21 protein-coding genes are annotated in these 20664 nt (G+C 57.8%); 7 read left to right on the top strand and 14 right to left on the bottom strand.

Features of this window, described 5'->3' with window-relative positions:
- The first annotated feature begins 45 nt into the window (after positions 1 to 45).
- The 3 genes from CRI94_RS11960 (at position 46) to CRI94_RS11950 (ending at position 2665) form a co-directional block, all read left to right on the top strand.
- Positions 46 to 1008, top strand: coding sequence for an aspartate carbamoyltransferase catalytic subunit (locus CRI94_RS11960; RefSeq protein WP_098076056.1), 963 nt, complete (start codon positions 46 to 48; stop codon positions 1006 to 1008).
- 161 nt (positions 1009 to 1169) lie between these two features.
- A complete protein-coding gene (locus CRI94_RS11955) occupies positions 1170 to 1583 on the top strand; it encodes a hypothetical protein (protein ID WP_098076054.1) in 414 nt (137 codons plus the stop codon).
- Between the two features lie 137 nt (positions 1584 to 1720).
- The gene (locus CRI94_RS11950) at positions 1721 to 2665 is read left to right on the top strand and encodes an L-lactate dehydrogenase (RefSeq protein WP_098076052.1); all 945 of its coding nucleotides are present in this window, start codon (positions 1721 to 1723) and stop codon (positions 2663 to 2665) included.
- 154 nt (positions 2666 to 2819) lie between these two features.
- Here the strand turns inward: CRI94_RS11950 and CRI94_RS11945 are convergent, their stop codons facing one another.
- Positions 2820 to 3602, bottom strand: a complete 783-nt coding sequence (locus CRI94_RS11945; protein WP_098076050.1) for an SDR family NAD(P)-dependent oxidoreductase — start codon at positions 3600 to 3602, stop codon at positions 2820 to 2822.
- Positions 3603 to 3830: 228 nt separating this feature from the next.
- Here CRI94_RS11945 and xseB point away from each other — a divergent pair, with 228 nt between their 5' ends.
- Positions 3831 to 4064 (top strand): exodeoxyribonuclease VII small subunit, encoded by a 234-nt coding sequence (gene xseB / locus CRI94_RS11940; RefSeq protein WP_098076048.1) that lies wholly within the window; start codon positions 3831 to 3833, stop codon positions 4062 to 4064.
- Between the two features lie 110 nt (positions 4065 to 4174).
- Here xseB and CRI94_RS11935 read toward each other — a convergent pair whose 3' ends face one another.
- Positions 4175 to 4957, bottom strand: a complete 783-nt coding sequence (locus CRI94_RS11935) for a hypothetical protein (protein ID WP_098076046.1) — start codon at positions 4955 to 4957, stop codon at positions 4175 to 4177.
- Between the two features lie 423 nt (positions 4958 to 5380).
- Here CRI94_RS11935 and CRI94_RS11930 point away from each other — a divergent pair, with 423 nt between their 5' ends.
- A complete protein-coding gene (locus CRI94_RS11930) occupies positions 5381 to 5899 on the top strand; it encodes a DUF421 domain-containing protein (protein WP_218919389.1) in 519 nt (172 codons plus the stop codon).
- 138 nt (positions 5900 to 6037) lie between these two features.
- Complete coding sequence (locus CRI94_RS11925; RefSeq protein WP_098076042.1) at positions 6038 to 7162, top strand: CNNM domain-containing protein; 1125 nt, start codon at positions 6038 to 6040, stop codon at positions 7160 to 7162.
- 147 nt (positions 7163 to 7309) lie between these two features.
- On the opposite strand, the gene CRI94_RS11920 is transcribed toward CRI94_RS11925, so the two are convergent.
- The gene (locus CRI94_RS11920) at positions 7310 to 8338 is read right to left on the bottom strand and encodes an AI-2E family transporter (RefSeq protein ID WP_098076040.1); all 1029 of its coding nucleotides are present in this window, start codon (positions 8336 to 8338) and stop codon (positions 7310 to 7312) included.
- 484 nt (positions 8339 to 8822) lie between these two features.
- Between CRI94_RS11920 and CRI94_RS11915 the strand changes: the two genes are divergently transcribed.
- A complete protein-coding gene (locus CRI94_RS11915; RefSeq protein WP_098076038.1) occupies positions 8823 to 9662 on the top strand; it encodes a DUF1206 domain-containing protein in 840 nt (279 codons plus the stop codon).
- Between the two features lie 170 nt (positions 9663 to 9832).
- Here CRI94_RS11915 and CRI94_RS11910 read toward each other — a convergent pair whose 3' ends face one another.
- The 11 genes from CRI94_RS11910 to CRI94_RS11860 all read right to left on the bottom strand — a co-directional run bounded on the left by CRI94_RS11910 (position 9833) and on the right by CRI94_RS11860 (position 20659).
- On the bottom strand, positions 9833 to 10507 hold the full coding sequence (locus CRI94_RS11910) for a hypothetical protein (protein WP_143815392.1): 675 nt from the start codon (positions 10505 to 10507) through the stop codon (positions 9833 to 9835).
- Positions 10508 to 10629: 122 nt separating this feature from the next.
- The gene (locus CRI94_RS11905; protein WP_098076034.1) at positions 10630 to 11799 is read right to left on the bottom strand and encodes an AI-2E family transporter; all 1170 of its coding nucleotides are present in this window, start codon (positions 11797 to 11799) and stop codon (positions 10630 to 10632) included.
- A 273-nt stretch (positions 11800 to 12072) separates the two neighbouring features.
- A complete protein-coding gene (locus tag CRI94_RS18090; protein ID WP_143815391.1) occupies positions 12073 to 12216 on the bottom strand; it encodes a lmo0937 family membrane protein in 144 nt (47 codons plus the stop codon).
- Positions 12217 to 12341: 125 nt separating this feature from the next.
- Positions 12342 to 12548: a CsbD family protein gene (locus tag CRI94_RS18030; protein WP_098076575.1), complete on the bottom strand. Its 207-nt coding sequence runs from the start codon at positions 12546 to 12548 to the stop codon at positions 12342 to 12344.
- A gap of 1059 nt (positions 12549 to 13607) precedes the next feature.
- Positions 13608 to 14099 carry a DUF305 domain-containing protein gene (locus tag CRI94_RS11895; RefSeq protein WP_342751893.1) on the bottom strand — a complete coding sequence of 164 codons (492 nt, stop codon included), beginning with the start codon at positions 14097 to 14099 and terminating at the stop codon, positions 13608 to 13610.
- A gap of 604 nt (positions 14100 to 14703) precedes the next feature.
- A complete protein-coding gene (locus tag CRI94_RS11885; RefSeq protein WP_218919388.1) occupies positions 14704 to 15291 on the bottom strand; it encodes a hypothetical protein in 588 nt (195 codons plus the stop codon).
- 138 nt (positions 15292 to 15429) lie between these two features.
- Complete coding sequence (locus CRI94_RS11880) at positions 15430 to 16230, bottom strand: class I SAM-dependent methyltransferase (protein WP_179862276.1); 801 nt, start codon at positions 16228 to 16230, stop codon at positions 15430 to 15432.
- Between the two features lie 629 nt (positions 16231 to 16859).
- Positions 16860 to 17270 (bottom strand): hypothetical protein, encoded by a 411-nt coding sequence (locus tag CRI94_RS11875; RefSeq protein WP_143815390.1) that lies wholly within the window; start codon positions 17268 to 17270, stop codon positions 16860 to 16862.
- A 390-nt stretch (positions 17271 to 17660) separates the two neighbouring features.
- On the bottom strand, positions 17661 to 18026 hold the full coding sequence (locus CRI94_RS11870; protein WP_098076022.1) for a nuclear transport factor 2 family protein: 366 nt from the start codon (positions 18024 to 18026) through the stop codon (positions 17661 to 17663).
- Positions 18027 to 18149: 123 nt separating this feature from the next.
- The gene (locus CRI94_RS11865) at positions 18150 to 18773 is read right to left on the bottom strand and encodes a DUF4269 domain-containing protein (protein ID WP_098076020.1); all 624 of its coding nucleotides are present in this window, start codon (positions 18771 to 18773) and stop codon (positions 18150 to 18152) included.
- A 251-nt stretch (positions 18774 to 19024) separates the two neighbouring features.
- Entirely contained in the window at positions 19025 to 20659 is a 1635-nt protein-coding gene (locus tag CRI94_RS11860) for a potassium channel family protein (RefSeq protein ID WP_098076018.1), read from the bottom strand.
- Positions 20660 to 20664: the final 5 nt, after the last annotated feature.

Here is a 20664-nt window from a genome sequence, read left to right as displayed (position 1 = left end):
CCTTCCCTGCCTGCTTCAACTTCCGCTCGCCCGACTCCCCCGCTCATGGCTTCCGATGCTCAGGACACGCCGTCGTCCCTTCCCCATCGCCATTTGCTCGATCTGTCGGACTACAGTGCCGGCGACATTCGTCTGATCCTCGACACGGCGCGGGAATTCCGCTCGGTTCTCGATCGCCCCATCAAGAAGGTGCCGACTCTACAGGGCACGACGGTAGCCAATATGTTCTTCGAGCCGTCGACACGAACGAAGCTTTCCTTCGGACTGGCCGCCGGACGTCTTTCCGCCGAGACCATCAGTTTCTCTAAGTCGGGATCATCGGTCAAAAAGGGTGAAACCCTGCGCGATACCGCGGAGAACATTCTCGCGATGAAGTGCGACATGGTGGTCATCCGGCACAGTTCGCCCGGCGCCCCACATTACCTGTCCCGCGTCACCGATGCTGTGCTCGTGAACGCGGGTGACGGTGCCCACGCACATCCGACACAGGCTCTCCTCGATGTGCTAACGATGTCCGAGCACATCGATACCTTCGACGGCCTCCACGTCTCGATCATTGGCGACATTACCCATAGTCGTGTCGCCCGCTCGAACATCCAGGCACTGCGGACACTCGGAGCCGAGGTCACTCTCTGCGGCCCCCGCACGATGATCCCTCCGCAAATCGAACATCTGGGCGTTCATGTGACCCACCATCTCGATGAGGCGCTCGACCGTTCCGACATCGTTATGGCGCTGCGCATCCAGCTCGAGCGGCAGGACGAAGGGCTTTTCCCGAGCCTGCGTGAATACCACGACCGCTTTGGAATCACGACCGAGCATATGGAGGCCCATCCCGACCTCCTCGTGATGCATCCGGGCCCCGTAAACCGCGGCGTCGAGCTTGCGCATGATGTCGTCGATCACGAGCGGGCCATCATTTTGAGTCAGGTCACGAATGGGGTCGCCGTGCGCATGGCCGTACTGTATCTGCTGGCTCCCGGGCGCCAGACAGACGCTGCAGAATAATCGTTTCGTGTTACGCTTCCCCGGAAGTGTCCGACCGATGTGATTTTCTTCCTCCTGCTGACGCAGCGGGATCTTCCAGTACGCTCTATCACATATATTTCCTGCAGCATCATTTCTCCTGTTTCTCGACCGCCGAGTGCGCCGCCGCGCGGGGATGCCTTATGTCCTTCTCCTACGTCATCGACCCAACGCGAAGCCTCGGAGCCGCTGCGCTGACGAATCGAGTCGACGCCTCCGCATTCGTAAAGGCTGCGCGCAGTCTGTACCTCGACGAAGACTGGGAACCCGGCATGAAAGCGCTCTGGGACCTTCGCTTCGTAGATGAACTCGTCGTTTCACCGGCAGATGTCCCGGATATGGTTGAGGCCGTGCACTCGCTCCGTGACCGCCTGGGGGACGGTCGTGCCGCATTCGTCGCCCCGCATGAGCCGGTGCACTCCATTTCAAGGCTCCTTCTCCTCCAGACGCACACCCCACGGAGGAAGCAGCGAGTATTCCGCCAGCTCGATGATGCTCTCGAATGGCTCGACGTTGCGTTGCCCGACGACCATCAGCCACAGTCATCGTCCCATTGAGCCCTGCCCTCCATCTCGTTTCGGGCATCAGTTAAATCTCCGTAGTGGAACCGGTTTCGGGCTGAACCGGGTGTTTGCTGCACCGTGTCAGATCATGCAACGGTGAACTCGACCCTTCCATTAGCCATCTCTCGACGATGATCCAACGACGTACCGTGGGAATCGTAGGCACGGGCCAGGTCGGTACCGCGGCCGCCTACGCGATTTACAACCAGAACCTTGCGAGCGAACTGCTCCTCGTCGATGCCAACCAGGAGAAGGCGGAAGGCGAAGCGATGGACCTCATGCACGGGCAACTGCTCGTCGGTCGAGTCACCTGTCGGGCCGTTGACTACGACGCCCTCTCCGATGCGCAGGTGATCATTATCGCCGCCGGCGCCAACCAGGCATCCCCAGATGAGTCCCGGCTCGAACTTCTCAAACGAAATTCCGACATCTTCCGGCAGATCATCAGTGAAGTCGATAAGCACGCGCCCAACGCGATTCTGCTTATTGCGACCAACCCCGTAGATGTGCTTACGTACATCTCGCAGGAGTTGAGCGCTCGCCCGCAGGAGCGGATCATCGGAACGGGGACCCTGCTGGACACCGCCCGCTTCCGCGCATTGCTTGGCAATCACTACGGCGTCGATCCGAAGTCGGTGCACGCATACATCCTCGGCGAACACGGCGACTCCGAGGTACCCATCTGGAGCAATGCCATGATCGGCGGACAGGCCATTCAGAATGAAACGGTTCTCGGCCGCCCGTGGGACCAGGCAACCATGGACGCCCTCTTCGATGAGGCGCGCAATGCCGCGTACGAGATCATCCGACGGAAGGGCTACACGGACTCCGCCATCGGTGTCGTCATCGCTCGCATCCTCCGAGCAATCCTCGAGGACCAGCGTGCCGTGATGCCCGTAAGCGTGCGCCCGAATGGCGCCTACGGCATTCACGACGTCGCACTCAGCACGCCCTGTGTCGTGGGCATCGAAGGTGTCGCTGAACACGTGAGTCCGCAGCTCACCTCGAAGGAAGAAGCCGCTCTCCGAGCCTCTGCGGATGCGCTCCGAGAAAGTCGCGAGGGTCTGGAGATTTGAACGGATTGTGATCGAGTCGTGCACACACTGCCGATCGATCCACACTCGCCAATACGAAACGCGCTCCCCGCCACGTGGCGACAGGGAGCGCGTTTTACGTTGGAAGCATGTCGTCTCGTACAGCTAACGGCAATCGGCGCACGTGGCGTCTAGACTAGATCAGCGAGTGCGACTGTCCACCGTCCACGTTGATGCAGGCTCCCGTGATCAGGCTTGCCCGCTCAGAGGCGAGGAACGCAACCGTATCGGCCACCTCCTCGACGCGCCCAAACCGCCCAATCGGCAGGTTCTCTGCGATAAACTCTTTCATCTTCTCCGGCTGCTCCTTCACGCGGCGATCCCAACTCCCGCCCTCGAAGCGGATTGACCCTGGAGCGACCGTATTGACGCGGATGCCATCGGGCGTCAGTTCCTGCGCCATGACCTTGCCGAGACTGATCAGCGCAGATTTCGTCGTGTTGTAGAGCGAGAGTCCGGCGCCACCAAGCTCGCGACCGAAGATAGACGAAATGAACGTGATCGACCCGGCCTCTTCTGCCTCACGCATGTGCGGGACCGCCGCCCGGGCGACACGGACGTGCGACATCAAGTTGAGGTCGATGAGATCCTTCCAGTCCTCGTCAGACAGCTCAGCGAACGTCCCGCGCCGGTTTCCGCCGACGTTGCCGACGTAATGGTGAATGGCGCCGAAGCGGTCGGCCGTTTCCTCGACGAGCCGATCGGCTTCATCGGGATCGGTGACGTCCATCGGAATGGCCAGGACATCGGCCCCGGTTTGGTCCCGAATGTCGTCCGCTGCAGCATTTAAGTCGTCCGCCCCTCGTGCGCAAATAGCAATCGAGCAGCCTTCCCGGGCGAGGGCGTGAGCGATACCTTTGCCAATGCCACGGCTGGCACCGGTTACGATGGCGACGTTGTCGGTCAATCCGAGATCCATATGTTCGCTAGCTTACATTCGAGAAATCGACAGAGGCGTACAATAACCTACAACACGGTTCAAAGGATTGGTTACGCTCGACTTTTTCCATCATACAGCGTCCTTTTCGTGCAAACTTTGACGCGTTGATGGCACGCACGATGACGTTTGCTGGCGAAAGGTTGACAAACTGAGCGCTAACGTGCAATCTAACAACCTCACGTTTCAACTATCTTCCCTGTCACCGACATGTCCGAGTCCCCATCGGCGGCTAGCGCCCCCAACGTCGACGATGTCGACGAACTCTCTTTCGAAGCTGCGCTCGAACGTCTTGAGTCCATCGTCGAGACGCTGGAAGATGATCCGCCCGCCCTCGATGAATCGCTCGCTGCATACGAAGAGGGGGTCGCTCTCGCAAAATCCTGTCTTGAGCGCCTGGACAAGGCAGAGCAGCGCATCGCGGAATTGGATCTCGACCCATGATTCTCCGCCCAACGGGCCTTAATCGCTCGGATAGCCAGCGCTCGACGGAAGCGACCTGCATATCATCGGCCACGCGTTATTTCACGCCACGAACGGGGCGTTCCGGCACCTTATTTTTGTAAGGAGGACGACGACTTAACTCTCATCTCTCGGGCCTCCAGCATCCACACCCGTCCGTCCCCCTGAAAACGAAGCAAGTTGTCCTCCATGGACGGTGGCTTGAGGAGGAAGCGATTATCCGTGGCCGTTAGACCGGTCTGTAGATGCGTGGAGTCGACGGGCGCAGATGCATCGAACCGGTAGCGCATCGCATACACCTCGGTCTTCCCCCGCGCCGTGCAAAGTCCCCAGTAGTAGAACGCCCTATCCAGAACCGCCGGCGAGGAAAAGTTGGCATCGAAGCATGGAACGGACTGCTCGATGGGCGTCGTCGCTCCCCCTCCAGTGCGAAGCACATAGATCTGTCGACCGCGCCACGTGTCTTGTGGCCCGCGTGCCCCCTTCTTCACCGGAAGGTAGATGACGGAATCAGTTCCGATCGACTGGACTCCAAACGCCGCATCGATGGTGTCGACAACTTCATCGCCCCGGTACAAAACCGCCGCCTTTTCGCGAGCGAGCATCGTCTCATACGAAAGCGTGTCGCGAACGGTATACGGATCAGAAACTGTAGCAGACGTGTCTCCGCTTGCCTGATCGGTACCGGGTTTCGGCCTCTCGGCCTGGGTCACGGAATCTACCGGAGCATCAGACTCCGGCGATGGAGCGTCGCTCCCGCAACCGAAGACGAGTAGCAGCGTGCCAAGGACTGCGATACCAACGACGGCCTTCGCCAGAATACGAGGGCTCCATTTCTCTAAGACTCGGCAGTCTATTTTCGTTTGTTCGCGCATCACAGGGTGCCGTCATGACGTGGAGTCGATTCGGTAGGTCACACGAGCGTATGACGGAAGGGGGTCCCTTTTCGTGGGCGGATTCCTTTCCTACGCCGCCGCCACCAAACGATCGTTACACGCCGGAGAACGTCCTCGCCCGAAGCGTTGGAATGTCAACTCGGCCGAACGACTCCGTACCACCGGCTCGCCACACGATATGCTGGCTCTGTGCAGGAGTTTGTCATATCTGGAGTGTTTTCGTAACGGGCCCCTGCTCTGTTTGCCATTGGATGCGTGAAGTAGCCACCATGTTGGTTAGAGGTGTTTGCCCGAAACGCCTGTTTTGTCCACCGCCTCGCTCGCCTGCTGGAATCCTGGCATCCGGATCCGAAATCTATTATGGATTGGTCGTGGCTTACGACGAATCTTAGTGCTTCCCTCATGGTCCTGATCAAGGCCGTCGGGATTTACGTCGTGTTGATTGCCTTCACCCGGCTGGCCGGCCTGCGGAGCTTTTCGAAAATGTCGAGCTTCGACTTCGCGGTCACGGTCGCGTTCGGCTCGCTTCTCGCCAGCACCGTTCTCGCGAAAGAGCCGCCTCTCGCACAGGCTGTCGTCGCACTCGCGGCACTCTTTCTTATTCAGTATGGCGTGTCGCAATTGCGCATTCGTTCCTCCCTCGTCGTCGAGGCCGTCGACAACGCCCCTGTGCTCGTCATGATTGGCCCGGACATTCTAACAGAGAACATGAAGAGCGTCCAGATGACAAAGGACGACCTGTACGCAAAACTTCGCGAGGCGAACGTAACCCGTATGGATCAGGTGCGCGCCGTCGTCGTGGAGTCGACCGGGGACGTGTCCGTCCTTCACGCCGATCCCGAGGCCCCTCCGATCGACTCCGATATTCTCCACGGCATTCGTGACAAGGATGCGTATCTAGATTCGACGCCTCTCGGGTAAGCTGAACCAACGCCTCGATATTTCGGCGCAGCTCCACGCGTTGAGTCGTACGTGTTAGATGCACAGCGTCGTCGGAGCACCTCTTCGGGCACCGTTCTCGTGCCCCTTTCGCCTTTTGTTTTACAGACCACCCTCTTCATGCCTGCTGCCGAGCTCACTATTCGCCTCATTGCCGGCGTGTTGCTGACGCTCGCAAATGCGTTCTTCGTCGCTACGGAGTTTGCATTAACGCGCGTTCCCCAATTTGATCAGGACGAATTCACCGGACACGCGGGCCTTGAGCGCGCGTGGTCGATGACACAGCAACTTGAGATCTACCTCACCGGCTGCCAGCTCGGGATTACGACAACGAGCATCCTCCTCGGCATTGTGGCCGAACCAGCGGTTACCGCCATTCTCGAACCCATCGTGGCGGTCTTCAATCTGGGAAGCGAGACCACATCGATCGTTTCCGTCGTCGTCGCCGTCGTCATCATCAATCTGATCCATAAAATCTGGGGCGAGCAGGCCCCGACGTATCTTGGTGTCGAAAAGCCGAAGCTGATCGCGAAATACACATCCTGGCTCCACTACTGGTGGACGACAATTACGTACCCGTTCATTCTCTTCGGCGATGGGCTTGCGAAAAAGACGCTGGGTCTCTTCGGCGTCGAAATCAGTCGATCTTGGACGGAAGCGGAGCAGGAGGTAGAGGGCGTGGACGGGGATTCTACTCAGGTTGGGAGCCGGACGGAATTAAAGCGAAAGATGGCTGCACTCATGCGCTCTCAGGATATTCCGGTGGACCGGCGGCAGGAGATCATGAATACGCTGACGATCGGGGAGCGCCCCATCAGCGAAATCATGATCCCACGCGAGGATGTTGTTTCTCTGTCGACGGATAAAACCCTCGATGAGAACCTGACGATTGCAGCCGATAACGTCCACAGCCGCTATCCGATGATTGACGGCTCGTTCGACAACGTCATTGGCACGATCTACGCCGCATCGCTCCTTCGCGACTGGAATGCATTGCGCGATGGCGACGTGAGCCTCGAAGACCTTGCGGCTGAAGCAGTCATCGTGCCGGCGACTGCTAGCATCAGCCGGTTAATTGACTATCTGCAGGAGCGGAATCAGGAGTTGGCTCTCGTGGAAGACGATGACAAAATCGTCGGTCTCATCACGATTACCGATGCCTTCGAGTCGATTGCCGGAGAAGTGAAAGATCCGCTCGACGATGAAGCCCAAGTCGATCAATGGATGCAGACCCACCCCGAATAATCATCGCGATCTGAATCTCGGGTCGGCAGATGATTCGACCAGAAGGCACGTTCCATACCTGCAAGGGCCATTTCAGAACCGTTGGCTCGACGGTCGGCGAATGCCTAGAGGGCTATTTATCAAGAATCGCACGTTGCTCGGGCCCTGTTATTCGCCCAGTGTGCGTACCGGTTCGCCGAGCACATCTTCGATGTACAGCATCTGCACGAGCACGATCACGGCGACAGCCAGGGGCGTGGCCATAAACACTCCCAGCGCTCCCGCCACAATTCCCATGAGCACCTGGAAGCCGATCAGGACGGCAGGCGGCAGGGAAACCGCTCGTTCCTGAATCAGCGGGGTGATGACGTAGCTCTCAAGAAACTGGACCGCCGCGAAGAGGATGACGACATAAACCACTTTGGTCGGGCTTTCCGCAAACGCAACGAGCCCCGCTGGGATGACTGACAAGATGGGCCCGATGTAAGGGACAAACGAGAGCAGCGCGGCGATCAGTCCCAGTACAATCGCCAGAGGAATCCCCGCGATCCACAGGCCGATGGCGGTAAGGACACCGACAACGCCCATCGAGGCAATCCGTCCGACGAGCCACCACCGTAGCGCCTGGCCGAGAGAATGAACAACCGCTCGTCCACGCTCGCGACGCGCCTTCGGAAGAAGGCGGATGCCGCCCTTGATATACACATCTGGATTGACGGCCGAGTACAATCCAATAATCAAGGCGACCATAACGCTTGTGAGCCCGCCGACAATGCTGCTGACGCCTCCGGCGACGAACGACATCGCTTGTCCGGAATTCGGCGAACCCGACAGCAATCGTCGGCTCCATTCGTACTGCTCGATACTCGAGCGAAGGCGATCGAGCGCCGCTGGAATCCGCTCTCCGAGTTGATCAATCTGTCCGTCAATTCGCGGCCCGGCGTACCACACAGAGGCGACGAAGAAGCCCAGGAGAAGCGTAACCACAATCCCAAGGCACCACGCCCGCGGAATCCCAGAATAGTCGTGCAGCTTGCTTGTGAGACCGTCGAGAAATACACCCGCCAGGATGCCAGCGAAAAAGAGCAAAAGCACCGACGCGATCTGCCGCAGCAGAAGGACGGAAATGACGAGGGCCAGAAGGATAGCCGCGGCGATCAGTACCCGGCGCGTGTAAGGGTGCAGGTGCGTATCCATTCGATCTGACTTCTATTTGCAGTCGGGTGGCAAGGAGCATGACACCGCAGGGCGTGCCGAACCGACGCCGCCCTGATTTTGCGCAAGTTGTGTCGGACGATACGAAACCCGGAAACCTACCTACCGGACCCGTTCATTAGAGCGTAGGTCATTTCAGCCTTCCCGGCGCGGCTGCTCCAAATGCACGGGACGTACGAGATCCGTTTGTCGATGACATACGGATACATTCCGGTTTGAAATCAAAACGGTCCGGTAACTAGAGCCCGGACACGTCACTACTCGCGTAACGACGGCTCCCGAAAAATACGGTTTACTCCGACACTGGAAGCACGAACAAACGTACGTCGCGTGTTCGGTGAAGGGCCGTTGTACATGTAATAAGCAAGTGTGTCCCCCACGACTACCGGGGTTTGCGCCACACATCTGAAGGGGTCGCCTGTATGAGTCTCACGCGGCTACACGACCAGCACAGGGGGACCCAAAAATGAGCGTCAGGAAAAAACAGTACCAAACAGCGGGTACGCAGACATCTAGCGGGTGGACGGACACCCTTGGCCGGGCAGGGTATATGGCAAAGGGGGTGGTCTATGCTGTGATTGGCACGCTGACGGCACAGCTTGCATTCGGCGCAGGCGGATCGGCAACCGGTACACGCGAAGCAATTCGGGAAATCGGGTCGGCGCCGCTCGGCCAGGTCGGACTCGCGCTTGTCGCCCTTGGGCTGGCCTGCTATGCCACCTGGCGCCTCATCCTTGCGACGATGGATCCAAAGCATGAGGGCACAGATACTGAAGGCGTCATCAAGCGGTCGGGCTTTGCGGTCAGTGGGTTTGCGAACCTGGCACTCGGGCTTTACGCGGCACAGCTCCTGATTGGCTCCGGCGGAGGGGGCGGCTCCTCCAAGAAGGCTGTGACCGCCGAACTGATGAGTCAGCCGTACGGTCTATGGATCATCGGCATCATCGGTTGTATCGTCGTCGGCGTCGGGCTGTATCACTTCTACCGTGCGGCCAACGCCACTTTTATGAAGAACTACAGCGTCGGCGACATGGACGCGGATACGCGGATGTGGGCGAAACGCATCGGTCAGTGGGGTCTGACGGCGCGAGGCATCGTCTTCGTGATCATCGGCATCTTTCTCGTTCAAGCCGCGCTACAGGCCGATCCAAGCGAGACCAAAGGCCTCGGCGGGGCATTGGAGGTCGTCGCCCGGCAACCCTATGGTCCGTGGCTGCTGGGCTTTGTAGCTCTTGGCCTGATTGCCTACGCTATCTACTGCTTCTCTTACGTCCGATATCGCCGGTTCGCCGAGCCGGCAGGCTAACATCTCAACCAGGGCGATCCACACGTTCGATCGAAGGGCACAGACACCTAAAATAGCCGGAGGCGGAGATCACGCATGTATCTCCGCCTCTCGTTATGGTCAAACTATCTCTATTGATCAGACGCAGCATCATGCTCTGATGTCTCCCGTTCCCTATTCAACCCTGGAGATCACGCTGCGGGCCCACGCGGGTCTCCACCGGAGAGGGACGGGAGCTCGCTAAATGTGCGTTGGGCTCGATCCCCCACAGCCCGGGTCTCCATGCCATCGCTGATGGCGCCAATGGCTCCGCCAAGTAAGGGTAGACTGCGCGACGCGTGGTTCGCCCGCCGGGCAGCATAGCTCCCCAGTCGGAACGCCTGCTCACCGAGAAACCGGATGCCACGCTCACCCAGCTTTGTCGTAAACCGGTCAATGAGCCCAATAACCTCTTCATCGCCCGTATCGGGGTCGTGCTCCGTTCTTGACGTGGTGGATGACCCCGGTCCTCGATCTGCGCGGTCGACCTCAATGTCATCGCGCGTAGCGAGGACGCACCGAATGGACGCTTCGCGCACGGTGTCCGTATGCGGATCATGGTCTTGGAGCGCCGCCAGAGTTGCGCACATGTGCAGCTGAATGAGCAGCACGCCTCCGACATTTGACGGGACCGTGATGGGCATGGTGAGATAGCCGGGCAGTCCCATGACGAACCCGGTCGTTCCACTCACCGTCACGGCGCGCCGAATGATGTGTCGGGCTGCCTCGTCGTGATTCATGATGGGCCGGAGATACCGGGCCTCGTCTGCCGGCCGACCGAGGAGAGGCAGTCCACGAGCGGACTGATCGTACAGCGTTCTGAGCATGTGGAGATACATAAGATACCTTGCTCTTGGTGATGAAGAGTGATGGCGGATCAGAACAACGATGCCGGCAGGGCACGTGGACGCCGTACAGTTGCGTGCTTCGGTCGAGTGCCCCCCCGGCACTATCGCCCCATAAGCACGGCCACGGGCCGGAGTACGGTGATGCTGTCACAAATAATCTTGATGGTTGCCAGCAAAGGAACGGCCAATAGGCCACCGGTAATCCCCCATATCCACGTCCAGAATGTCAGCCCGATGAAGATGACGATTGGGTTCAGGCGTAATCGCCAACCCATCAGCGCCGGTGTGACAACACTTCCCTCGATCCCGTTGATAATCAGGTAAACGACCCCGGGCAATAGGGCATACGTGACGGACTCGAAGCTCACGAGCGCGACGATGGTTACGATCACGATGTTGACGAGCGGTCCGATATACGGGATGAAGTTCAACAGCCCACCGAGCACCCCCCAGAGCAACGGATTGGGCATACCCAACAAATACATGGCGGCTGCGAGTGCCGCACCAAGCCCCGTATTGATGAGCATGAGGGTGGTCAGGTAGTGCGTCAGGTTTTCCTCCGTGCGGCGGACAATTCGGACGGCGTTGCGTCGATGCCGAAACCGGGGGAGCACCGACACGAGCTTTCGCAGGAACAGGTCGCCACTTGCCAGAAGGAAGAAGAGCAGGAATAACGTAATGAGGAGCCCCGAGATAAAGGTCTGAGCCTGACTCATCAGCAGTTCGCTGGTCGACTGCTCTTGAACACGTACGGTCTGCCCGGACTCTCCCCCCTCCATGTCGGTCGCTTCATCCACTTTCTGCGCTGCCTCCTGCATCTTCTCCAGAGCGTCCGTCATGCCGCGCAACTTGTACTCAGCAATCTGCAGGTTGCGCGGGGCGGACTCGACCCACTCCATCGCTGGCCCGGAGAGGTAATACACCCCACCGCCGATGATGCCGGCAAAGCCGAACAGTACGATTGCAGCTCCCATAGGCTTGGGAATGCCCACCTTTCCCATTCCACGCACAAGCGGGGATAAGAGACGGTCGAGGAGATGCGCCACCAGGATCGGAATCACAAAGGCCGCCGCCGCATCGAGCGCGAAAACGGCAGCAAGGATGAAAAGCCCCACGACGGCTCCCTGAACGACGCCGAGCGAATTCTTCAGCTTCCGACCGAGCTCCGTGATATCGGGCTGCATCCATGATGGTGAGTCCTGCGAGTCTGAAGACGGTTCCGGTTGAGATGTGATGTCGTCTTCAGCAGTGGGTTGTTCGGGGTCAGTCATGCAAAAAGGCCGATCAAGTTGACTACTCGGTGTTGTACACCATCCGGATGGTTCAAATCCCTACCTCTGTTCCATCATGCTCTGCCGGGTGTACGTCCAGCAGAGCATCCTTCGGCAACAAACATACGGCTAGCCGGTCCGGGACGTCGTTCGTGGTCGTTGCCTCCCCGATTAACGAGGCTATGCATATGCCTATGCACACAACGGCCACGAAACGTACGCCTTCGCCGAACCGGCGCTATCCGCACTATGGATTACACTGATTTGGTTTCTCTAGACCCCGCGGCCTCGAACCAGATTAACGATGAGTACGATCAGGGCGATGACCAGTAAAATATGGACCAGGTTGCCCCCTATGCCCCCAAAGAATCCCAATAACCACAGGATGACGAGAATCAGAATGATCGTCCAGATCATAGTTTATGTCCTCGATATGATTTCTCTAATGCAAGGTCGGGAGCACCCTGTCGCGCCTCGGCGGCACATTCTCGACCACCAAGACGCGAAGGGCTGAATCCCGTGTCAGCCATCTCCTGCTGTAGCTAGCGTCGCGTGGACATCCGGTCGAGCTTCTTCCGAATTTTCTCCCGCGACTCCCCAGTTTTTTCCTGGATGTGACCCTCTAACTGGTCACGTTTCCCCTCATACCGGTCCAGATCGTCATCCGTGAGGACGCCCCATGCCTCTTTGATCTTGCCTTTGAGCTGCTTCCAGTTTCCTTTCGCTTGCTGCTCTTTCGGTCCGGCCATAAAATTTCCCTCTTGCGTGTTGAGTGTAAAATCGACGCGAGCATTTAGATTGACAATCCGGTTCGGGAAATTGACAATCCACCCGTAATGGATCGATTGTGCGTCGTCCGACAGATCGCAGAACGCTCGCGAATACATCATGTGGTCAACCTGGTGTGAGCCTCTGACTCTCGAGGACTCACACGTTGCGTACTCAAGTCGCGACATGCACAGACCAAACCGAAAGATGGTTTCTCATATCACAACAACTGCTGTTACATTAGCGTGAACGCAAATGACTGATTTAGGTAACGTTGTACTGTATTAAACTCAGTAGATATGCATAAAATCGAAATCCATCTCAAGCATCAGACTCTGACATTTGTCGACGGGGAGCCGAATTGAAGTAGGCGGACGGCATCCACTCAAAATTACTCGACCCGTATACAGCGCACACGACATGATCCAGAGCGCGCAATTGACGGCTTCTTGTAATTTTAATTTCTGCAGCTAGCTGAACGAAACAGACATACACCCAAAAGAGATCATGTTAATCAAAAGTTATTTAATCAATTAAGCGAGGGTTTTTATATTGTTATAAAACAGGATATTCATCACTTCCGATCCATATCCGAAGCTCTTTTAACGACACGATCGACTGGATCTATATATTTTCGACGCCTATCATCCATACACAAATATCTCACCTACACCACATCTTACTTATGGCCACCGATTCAGCCGAAACGCTATTCGGCGTGGTATCTGTTCGAACTGATTGCTACACGCCTTACTACAACGGTGCGCTCGTCACGACGATCGGTCTCTTGTAAATGCGAAAGAGTGCCTGTGACGAGCGGTCTCGGTACGCCGGCCTCCCCCATGTAACCAACCGCGCTATCCGTACAGCTTCCACATAAGAGTGTGTTCGTCGCGAGACATCCATACAAGATCAGACCCGAGTGAGCGTGCACTGAACTCTTGCTGAATGCAATACCGGAACCATGCATCGGAAGGTGAAGACACGGACATAGTAGACGTGACGTATCAAGTGTCCACCCACCGCGTCATCCCAATTGGCTAGTCGCTCGCTTCGCCAAACGTTGGCACCGCACGCGCTTCTGCCGCGGCCTCGGTACTCGCAATCCCATTGGTCCGGATGTCATCGATGAGCCATTCCATTTCGCTGATCTCCTTCCGCTGAGCTTGTATGATCTCGTCGGCGAGCTTGCGAACGCGAGGATCGTCGATCTGCGCACGCTCGCTGGTCAGAATGGCGATCGAGTGGTGTGGAATCATTCCTTCCATGTAGTCGACGTCGCTCACGGTGATCTGACTCCGTACGAGCCAGACGGCAAGCACCATCAGCAGCACGCCACCGACAAAAATCCCAAGATTGGTTCGTCGGCTCGCGTACATCCCGAGCATGAACGACAGCATGATCACCATCATGGAGCCGCCCATGAGCAAGGTCATGAACAGGCGGGTTTCGCTGAACCAGGCGTGCCCGATAATCTGATAGGAGTGCGCGTACATCAGTGCGAACATGGCTACCATCGCCGTGACGATCATAGCGAAGAACCGCCCGTAGCCGCTCCGATCTGTGTTTTTGCGTGTCTTGCTTTTCGTTTCCACAATTACGTCACCTCGATCGATGAGAAGGTCGTGCGCGCGGAATCGACTGGAAGACGATGTGCTTCGTAACGTAGCGACCATTGAGACGGGCCGGTACCATGCAATCGGAGCGCATTCCCCGTCTCCGATGCGAGGGTCGAAGAGTCACCAGGAACAACACCGAACCTTTGCCCGAGCGAAGACCAGGGTTCACATCGTGCCGTGCAGATCGGGCGCGGTAGCCCCCATGAGTCGAAGATCGAGCAAGGACTGGCCGCCATGATGGATGGGCTCTCACACAGAGGGCAGCACCGCGTTGACTACCGCATCGCGAAGAGCCGGGGCAAGCGACCGTGTCACGTCTTCTTCTGAACGGGTACCCACAACACGGGCAAAGCGGCTACAGGCCTTGCCTGCATAAACCACAAGTTGCTCCGTGGTCTGGTCCGTGGCCGAGTCCGTCGCAAGAAGACGCAGATCATCCATTGTGTCACCGTTCTCTCCTCAGACGATGACGCGACCCTTCGCCCGAGAACGATCGCACGGCGCGACGCGCTCTTCTCTACGTCCCGTCTCGTTCGGCTTTTCGAAATAGCCAGGCCGACACAAGCCATATCCCGGCGAACGCGCCATTCGCGACAACAAGTTCCACCGGACCGCTGCTCGGCTGCCCCCACTCCATCACGATGGCGGTTCCCATGATGACCGTTTGGATGACGGCCATGGCAAGCAGAACACGGCTCATTGCGCGCGCTCGAAAGCGACCAACGAGAGCACCAATCACGCCGACGGCAAGGACACCTGCATACATCAGGTTCGCGGGATTGCCCGCCGCGCCGATCAACCCGACGGCTCCGTTCACCCAAATCAGCAGAAACGCGCCGCCGAGTCCCCCTCCCATGGCGTAACGATAGATGGATGAGGGATTCGTGCGGATGACCGTCTCGACTGCGGCGCCGGCAAGCAACAACATCCCCCCGAACAGAACGAAGTCACCCACGCCCCAGGCGACCTCCTCGGTAAATTGCATGGCCAGCAGCGGGGCGAGTAGAGCCAGACCGGCTACCGTCCAGGCAACTCGTCGCCATTGCTGCCATGACCGCGCATGATTGCTGTCCTGGTTTGCACCTGCTGTCTCCCGCGTATGCATATTCGCTGTTGTCTTGAACCCTGGTGTCACCACAGACTCAGATTACTTTAAAATATAAAGCTTCGCAATACCTGCAGCGGACGAAGAGAATTTTTTCGTGTGATGTAAGCCGGGCCAGATTTCCAAGGACCTTGCCTATCACGTCACCTCCTTCGCAGCACGAACCATGTGCGCAGATACATCGAAACGCACGCCACCCTCCGGCTGAATAAATCGATCGAGTTCATGTTCGGCCCGCTCAACGATGCTGTTGATGGTTTGATCGTCGAGGTGAATGTTCGCGAACGGGAACCATCCTTTGACATCGGAAAGCACCATTTGACGCATATTCCGAAAGCGAGCTACGACCGTCCCGGTAGATACGACCGCGCCATGGATACCGGCCTGCTCGAAGAGGGTGACGAGATCATCTGGATCTCCCATCGAGAACGGAACACGGAGTGCTTCGGCAACGGACGGACCGACTGTACGCTCATAGATATCCACGATCGCGTCGTACGCCGGAAGATGCTGAAGGGAGTTGAACACGACAACGCGTAGACTGCCCTCCGGTTTGAGCACACGATACATTTCTTTGAGCCCCGCCACGGGAGACTCGAATAGCATCAGGCCAAACTGGCTTAGCACTACGTCGAACAGGTTCGAATCGAAGGGCAGCGATTCGGCGGTGCCTTCGGTCCAGTTGACCTCCGGTTCGAGAGTGCGCGCAATGCTGAGCATTCCCGGGTTCGGGTCCACGCCGGTTACCGACCCTGTTTCACCAGCGTACGCAACGACGGCACGACTCAGAACACCCGTCCCGCAGGCTACATCGAGCACGCGATCACCCCGTTGGACGGCGGCGCTTTCTGCAACATGATCAGCCCAATCAGCAAACAGCGCCGGCACGAGGAGATCCTCATATGCTTGAGCTGTTTTTTGCAGTTCAGATCGATTCATCACGGCCATGATGTCTCCCCCGTTTGATCAACCGGCACGTGCAAGGGAGCAGGTCCTGGTTCCTGCGATAAATCAATCTACCGCACTCGCTCGACAGATACGGGGAGTCCGTCTTATTTCAGAGGTTGCCGGACACGATGCGTCTCGTATGGCGGCCATTCCGTGCCGCGAGAACGTCCGGGCGACGCCAAGGACGCAGCCGATCGTTGACGCTGTCAACCGCCTCATTATGCATCATCACCACGCTGAGGACCGTCTCGGCATTGACCTATTCGTACGAGCTTTTCGCAATCGCCGCACAGATTGCCGCCTTCGGGAGGATGCTCTCGCGTCACATAACGAGGGAAGGGACCGTTCCCGCGTATCGGATCCCGCGAACAGTTTCGGCACCAATGCCAGAAATCGTGTTTCCCGCCCCCGATGCGCTTTCGATATTCTGCCATCACCCGCTAATTTGTTTCGGTGCGAGAATCGGTACACATCGCGAACAACACCATGATATCGCGGAAGCACGAGATGCAACGGACAAGCGGTCTGTAGCGCACGCAAGATCGGTGATAGCTGAGCAGCGAATTATAGGATCACCAAAATTCGGCAAACGATTTGGCTACGGAGGCGCGCCGATCGGCTTATTCGGTCACGAACGTGAGGGTCGTGTCGATCGGTGCAGCATCGTTCCGTTGGAACTCAAACGTATAGGTTCCCTCCGCTGGCACCGTCGTACTCCACTCTCCGGATATCGGCGTAAACGCATCTCCGCAAACGACTCCGATCGGCTGTTGACCGTACATCGTGACAGAGTACGTCATCCTCTCACGGCTCGCCTCAACACGAGAAAACTCGCCGCACGTATTTCGCCATTCGCCCGTTAGCCCGAAGGTGATGGACAAACCAGACTGCTCCTTCACCTCAAACGTTTGTACTGCGACCGGAGCAACCTCAATATCACGTCCAAAGTCGGGACGATCACCAAAACTGGAGCATCCCGGGAGAAAAATCAGGATGGAAAACAGAATCCCGTGCACCGCTCGGTCGAACATGTTTGGGTCCGTTATCTGATGAAAAGCGAAAACCTGCGAAGAGCCTGGACCGAAGGTCACGTTCACCGGAGAGATGTTCTGTGCGTCGAGCAAACGTGGTTATCGTAACACGGGCACCCCGATGCGCCGATTCACTCGGGAGAAACCTGACGTAATACAGGCTCCATGCTTCGGCCCTTCGGACGTATCAACACGCAAGCATCTGGCAGTGCACAGGTCCTCCGGAATGTCCACGTCGGACCTCTGACGGGTGGCCGTCGCCCCCGGCTGCGCTGTGTATTGCAGGAGTGGAACAGCTTATTGCAGGAGTGGAACAGCACATGACCGTTCCCTCCAGCGCGTTCTCCACATGACATATTGCAAGCGGCGGGAACAGCAGTAACCGGGGTATCACTCCATTGTATCCGGAATGGGCAAGCCATGCTGCCTCAGGAATGACAGCTTATCCCAGTATCCTCTCTGGAATACGATCTTTCCACCTTTGACTCTGAAGAAGCCACAGCCGCGCAGGCCGAGTGGGTCTCGCCATTCCAGTATGGCCCACTCGCCGTCCTCGAAAATATTCTCTACGATGCACGTCATATCCGCATTTTCGAACTCGCGCTCAAACATTTCCAAAATCGAGCGCCGCCCTTCGACCGGCTCCTCCGGAACCTGATGGTTGACGGCCTCCTCAGCATAAAGTGCAGCAAGTGCGTCTGGGTCTGCCTGGTTGAAGGCATCGACCCATTGTCGAACAACGTCTCTTGGACTCATTCCGTCTACTGATGGTTTTGTGATGCAACCGGAAGGTGCTACGATACAATGTAAACGACCGAGGCCACGACACTTTGCGGCGCTTGATCCCAGACATCACATGCGAGCCACGGCCCACGTCCGCTACGCCCCGGCTCTTTGTGTGACGTTTTTCATTGCTCTGCCGCACACATCGGCTAGTTCTTCTTTCGTAGCCGTCTCAAGTGAAAGCATGGCTTCATACGGATCCCCGTCCAGGTCCAATAGCTTCGCGAAGGCGGGCTCCGTTCCGACGCCCTCCTTCTTCATCGCCCGAACCGTTTCTCGCAGCCGCGGCTCGACATTGAGGAGGCGCTTCATGGCGGTTAAGTGACGCCAGGCCATCTGATCCTGCACCGGCCGTTCTTTCCCGAAGATCTCGACCGGAAACGCCTCCGTTTCAAATTGAGCCACTACGGCCCCATCGTCTCGCTGCCACATCCGAAAGTCACGCCGCGCCCCGTATCCATTCTCGACGGTAGCGCGAAATTCCGACTCATCGCGCATCTCGCAGATAACATCGAGGTCGCTGCCGGGCACATCCAGATCCACACAGACGGTGCTCACCAGCGCAGGATCGAACGGACGAAGGCGCGCGAGGATATCCAGATCTACCAGGGTATCGTGTGCAGCGCGCTGTCGTACCGTTCCCTTTTGCAGATACGCAATCTCTCGCCAGTTCATGATGCGACAACCTGTTTGGCCGATGATTCGCGAAAAAGCCAGCATGGTCGTTCATGTCTATTCGCAGGCAAGGGTGATCCGTTGCCCCAGCCGCACTAGACACGGTGCCCGATAGTAACGACGCCTGGTATCGCGAGTATAGAGATGACCGGAATCGGTCCGTCGAGAGACCGGTGCGTTCTGAATTCCGCTCTCGCTTTGTTGAAAGGAATCAGGCGGATTGAACCGCGGCGTCGACCTATGTCCTCGGGAGGGCGGCAAAAGTGCACACCTCGAGCTGTTATCTCCCCCTAAATCTACCCAAGATATCGGGTTTCGAAGTGACGAATGTTCTCCGTCATGCCTGCAATGATGAGAGCATCCTCCTTCGCGATTTCGAAGGTGTTTGGGTCCATATCGAGGTGCGTCTCTCCGTCGCGGTAAATAGCAAGTACGACGACGCCTGTTTCTGTCCGTACGTCTGCATCCGCAAGGGTCATTCCCGCGAGGCGACCGGCCGGGAGTTTGACAATTTCAATCTGCTGCTCGAAGGACAGTACTTCTTCATCCTGTAAGATCGTAGACGCCAGCATCCGGCCGCTCACCGTGGCCAGAGACTGCACGTAGTTCGCACCCGCCCGATACAGCTTACGCTCATCGGACTCAGCATTTGCCCGGACGATGATGTAGAGGCCCGGATTGAGATCTCGCATGACGAGCGTGGCGAGAATCGCCGTTGTATCATCGTCGACGGTTATGATCGCGGCCGTGGCATCTTTGACGCCGGCCTCGACCAGCACATCCGGATCGCGCACATCGCCCACGACATCGACCGGACGACTCGGCTCCCGGTCGAGTACCGTAACAGACGCACTCGTCTCCGCCAACACGGACGCCGCAGCCTCTCCTGCTCGCCCATATCCTGCAATGACGACCGACCGTGGCGGAGCGTATGCGAGCGTCGCGGATGCTTCTTCCTGAAGAGCCTTGATGCGTGATGCCGGGCCGGCAACCAACAGCCGTACACCGGAATCCAGCACAAAGTTGTCGGGCAGAGGGCTCGTAAACTCTCCATCCTTCCAGGCACCGATGAGATCCGTTGCATATTCCCCGCGATTCAGTAGATCTCCTATGGTCTTTCCGATGAGCTCTCCGTCGGGCTCAACTTTCAACTCCACGAGCTTGATCTCACCGCCGAGCGGCACACCTTCAGCGATTGACGCCCGCATCACCGTCGGAACCTGACGTGCGAGACTTTCGCCCACGAGCTGCCGCGGCGACAACACGTCGTCAGCCCCCGCCAACCGGTGATACGTCACAAGAGCGGGATCTTCGACCAACGTGACAACGCGGATATCGGAATCGATCTCGCGGACGGACAGGGCAATACTCGCATTAACATCGTCTTCGGCATCGGCGACCACGGCCATCGCGTCCGCGATGTTCGCGTTCTTCAGCACATCGACCGACTCCGGGTCACCAACCATCACCTGATAGCCGTCGTCGTAGAGCCTTCGGGCCACGTCCCGATCGGGCTCGATAATGACATAGCCCTGGTTTCGAGCGATGAGTTCCGATATAAACGCATCTCCACGAGCGGTGTGCGTGCAGATAATGATGTGGCCGGTGATGTCCGTCGACGACGGGGGATGCGACCGTATGACCTCGCGAAAGAGCGGCACAAGGAACACCGGAACGGCAAGGAAGACGAAAAGGACACCCGTCAGGTTCATAGCGAGAACCATCACGTTCAGCACCCCGCTCTGCCACGGAGCATGGCCGCCGAAGCCGGCCGTGGTGATCGCCTCCACCACCACTTGCAGCGCCTGGATGTAGGTGACGGGCTCCCCTTCGAAGGTTCGCATGCACCACTGATACACCATCGCATAGAGAAGAAATACCGCCGACACGGTACCTATGGCATAGAGAAATCGCCGGGTCCAGATGTTCATCGAGT

Origin of the sequence: Longibacter salinarum, from assembly GCF_002554795.1 — a bacterium.
Lineage (GTDB): Bacteria > Bacteroidota > Rhodothermia > Rhodothermales > Salinibacteraceae > Longibacter > Longibacter salinarum.
Note: the sequence above shows the minus strand (reverse complement) of the source record. Positions and strands in the feature narration are given on the sequence as shown.

Bases quoted from the DNA above. Each gene is read 5' to 3' on its own strand.
- CRI94_RS11960 (WP_098076056.1), top strand. From the start codon at position 46: ATGGCTTCCGATGCTCAGGACACGCCGTCGTCCCTTCCCCATCGCCAT.
- CRI94_RS11955 (WP_098076054.1), top strand. From the start codon at position 1,170: ATGTCCTTCTCCTACGTCATCGACCCAACGCGAAGCCTCGGAGCCGCT.
- CRI94_RS11950 (WP_098076052.1), top strand. From the start codon at position 1,721: ATGATCCAACGACGTACCGTGGGAATCGTAGGCACGGGCCAGGTCGGT.
- CRI94_RS11945 (WP_098076050.1), bottom strand. From the start codon at position 3,602: ATGGATCTCGGATTGACCGACAACGTCGCCATCGTAACCGGTGCCAGC.
- xseB (WP_098076048.1), top strand. From the start codon at position 3,831: ATGTCCGAGTCCCCATCGGCGGCTAGCGCCCCCAACGTCGACGATGTC.
- CRI94_RS11935 (WP_098076046.1), bottom strand. From the start codon at position 4,957: ATGCGCGAACAAACGAAAATAGACTGCCGAGTCTTAGAGAAATGGAGC.
- CRI94_RS11930 (WP_218919389.1), top strand. From the start codon at position 5,381: ATGGTCCTGATCAAGGCCGTCGGGATTTACGTCGTGTTGATTGCCTTC.
- CRI94_RS11925 (WP_098076042.1), top strand. From the start codon at position 6,038: ATGCCTGCTGCCGAGCTCACTATTCGCCTCATTGCCGGCGTGTTGCTG.
- CRI94_RS11920 (WP_098076040.1), bottom strand. From the start codon at position 8,338: ATGGATACGCACCTGCACCCTTACACGCGCCGGGTACTGATCGCCGCG.
- CRI94_RS11915 (WP_098076038.1), top strand. From the start codon at position 8,823: ATGAGCGTCAGGAAAAAACAGTACCAAACAGCGGGTACGCAGACATCT.
- CRI94_RS11910 (WP_143815392.1), bottom strand. From the start codon at position 10,507: ATGCTCAGAACGCTGTACGATCAGTCCGCTCGTGGACTGCCTCTCCTC.
- CRI94_RS11905 (WP_098076034.1), bottom strand. From the start codon at position 11,799: ATGACTGACCCCGAACAACCCACTGCTGAAGACGACATCACATCTCAA.
- CRI94_RS18090 (WP_143815391.1), bottom strand. From the start codon at position 12,216: ATGATCTGGACGATCATTCTGATTCTCGTCATCCTGTGGTTATTGGGA.
- CRI94_RS18030 (WP_098076575.1), bottom strand. From the start codon at position 12,548: ATGGCCGGACCGAAAGAGCAGCAAGCGAAAGGAAACTGGAAGCAGCTC.
- CRI94_RS11895 (WP_342751893.1), bottom strand. From the start codon at position 14,099: ATGATCGTCACGGCGATGGTAGCCATGTTCGCACTGATGTACGCGCAC.
- CRI94_RS11885 (WP_218919388.1), bottom strand. From the start codon at position 15,291: ATGCATACGCGGGAGACAGCAGGTGCAAACCAGGACAGCAATCATGCG.
- CRI94_RS11880 (WP_179862276.1), bottom strand. From the start codon at position 16,230: ATGAATCGATCTGAACTGCAAAAAACAGCTCAAGCATATGAGGATCTC.
- CRI94_RS11875 (WP_143815390.1), bottom strand. From the start codon at position 17,270: ATGTTCGACCGAGCGGTGCACGGGATTCTGTTTTCCATCCTGATTTTT.
- CRI94_RS11870 (WP_098076022.1), bottom strand. From the start codon at position 18,026: ATGAGTCCAAGAGACGTTGTTCGACAATGGGTCGATGCCTTCAACCAG.
- CRI94_RS11865 (WP_098076020.1), bottom strand. From the start codon at position 18,773: ATGCTGGCTTTTTCGCGAATCATCGGCCAAACAGGTTGTCGCATCATG.
- CRI94_RS11860 (WP_098076018.1), bottom strand. From the start codon at position 20,659: ATGAACATCTGGACCCGGCGATTTCTCTATGCCATAGGTACCGTGTCG.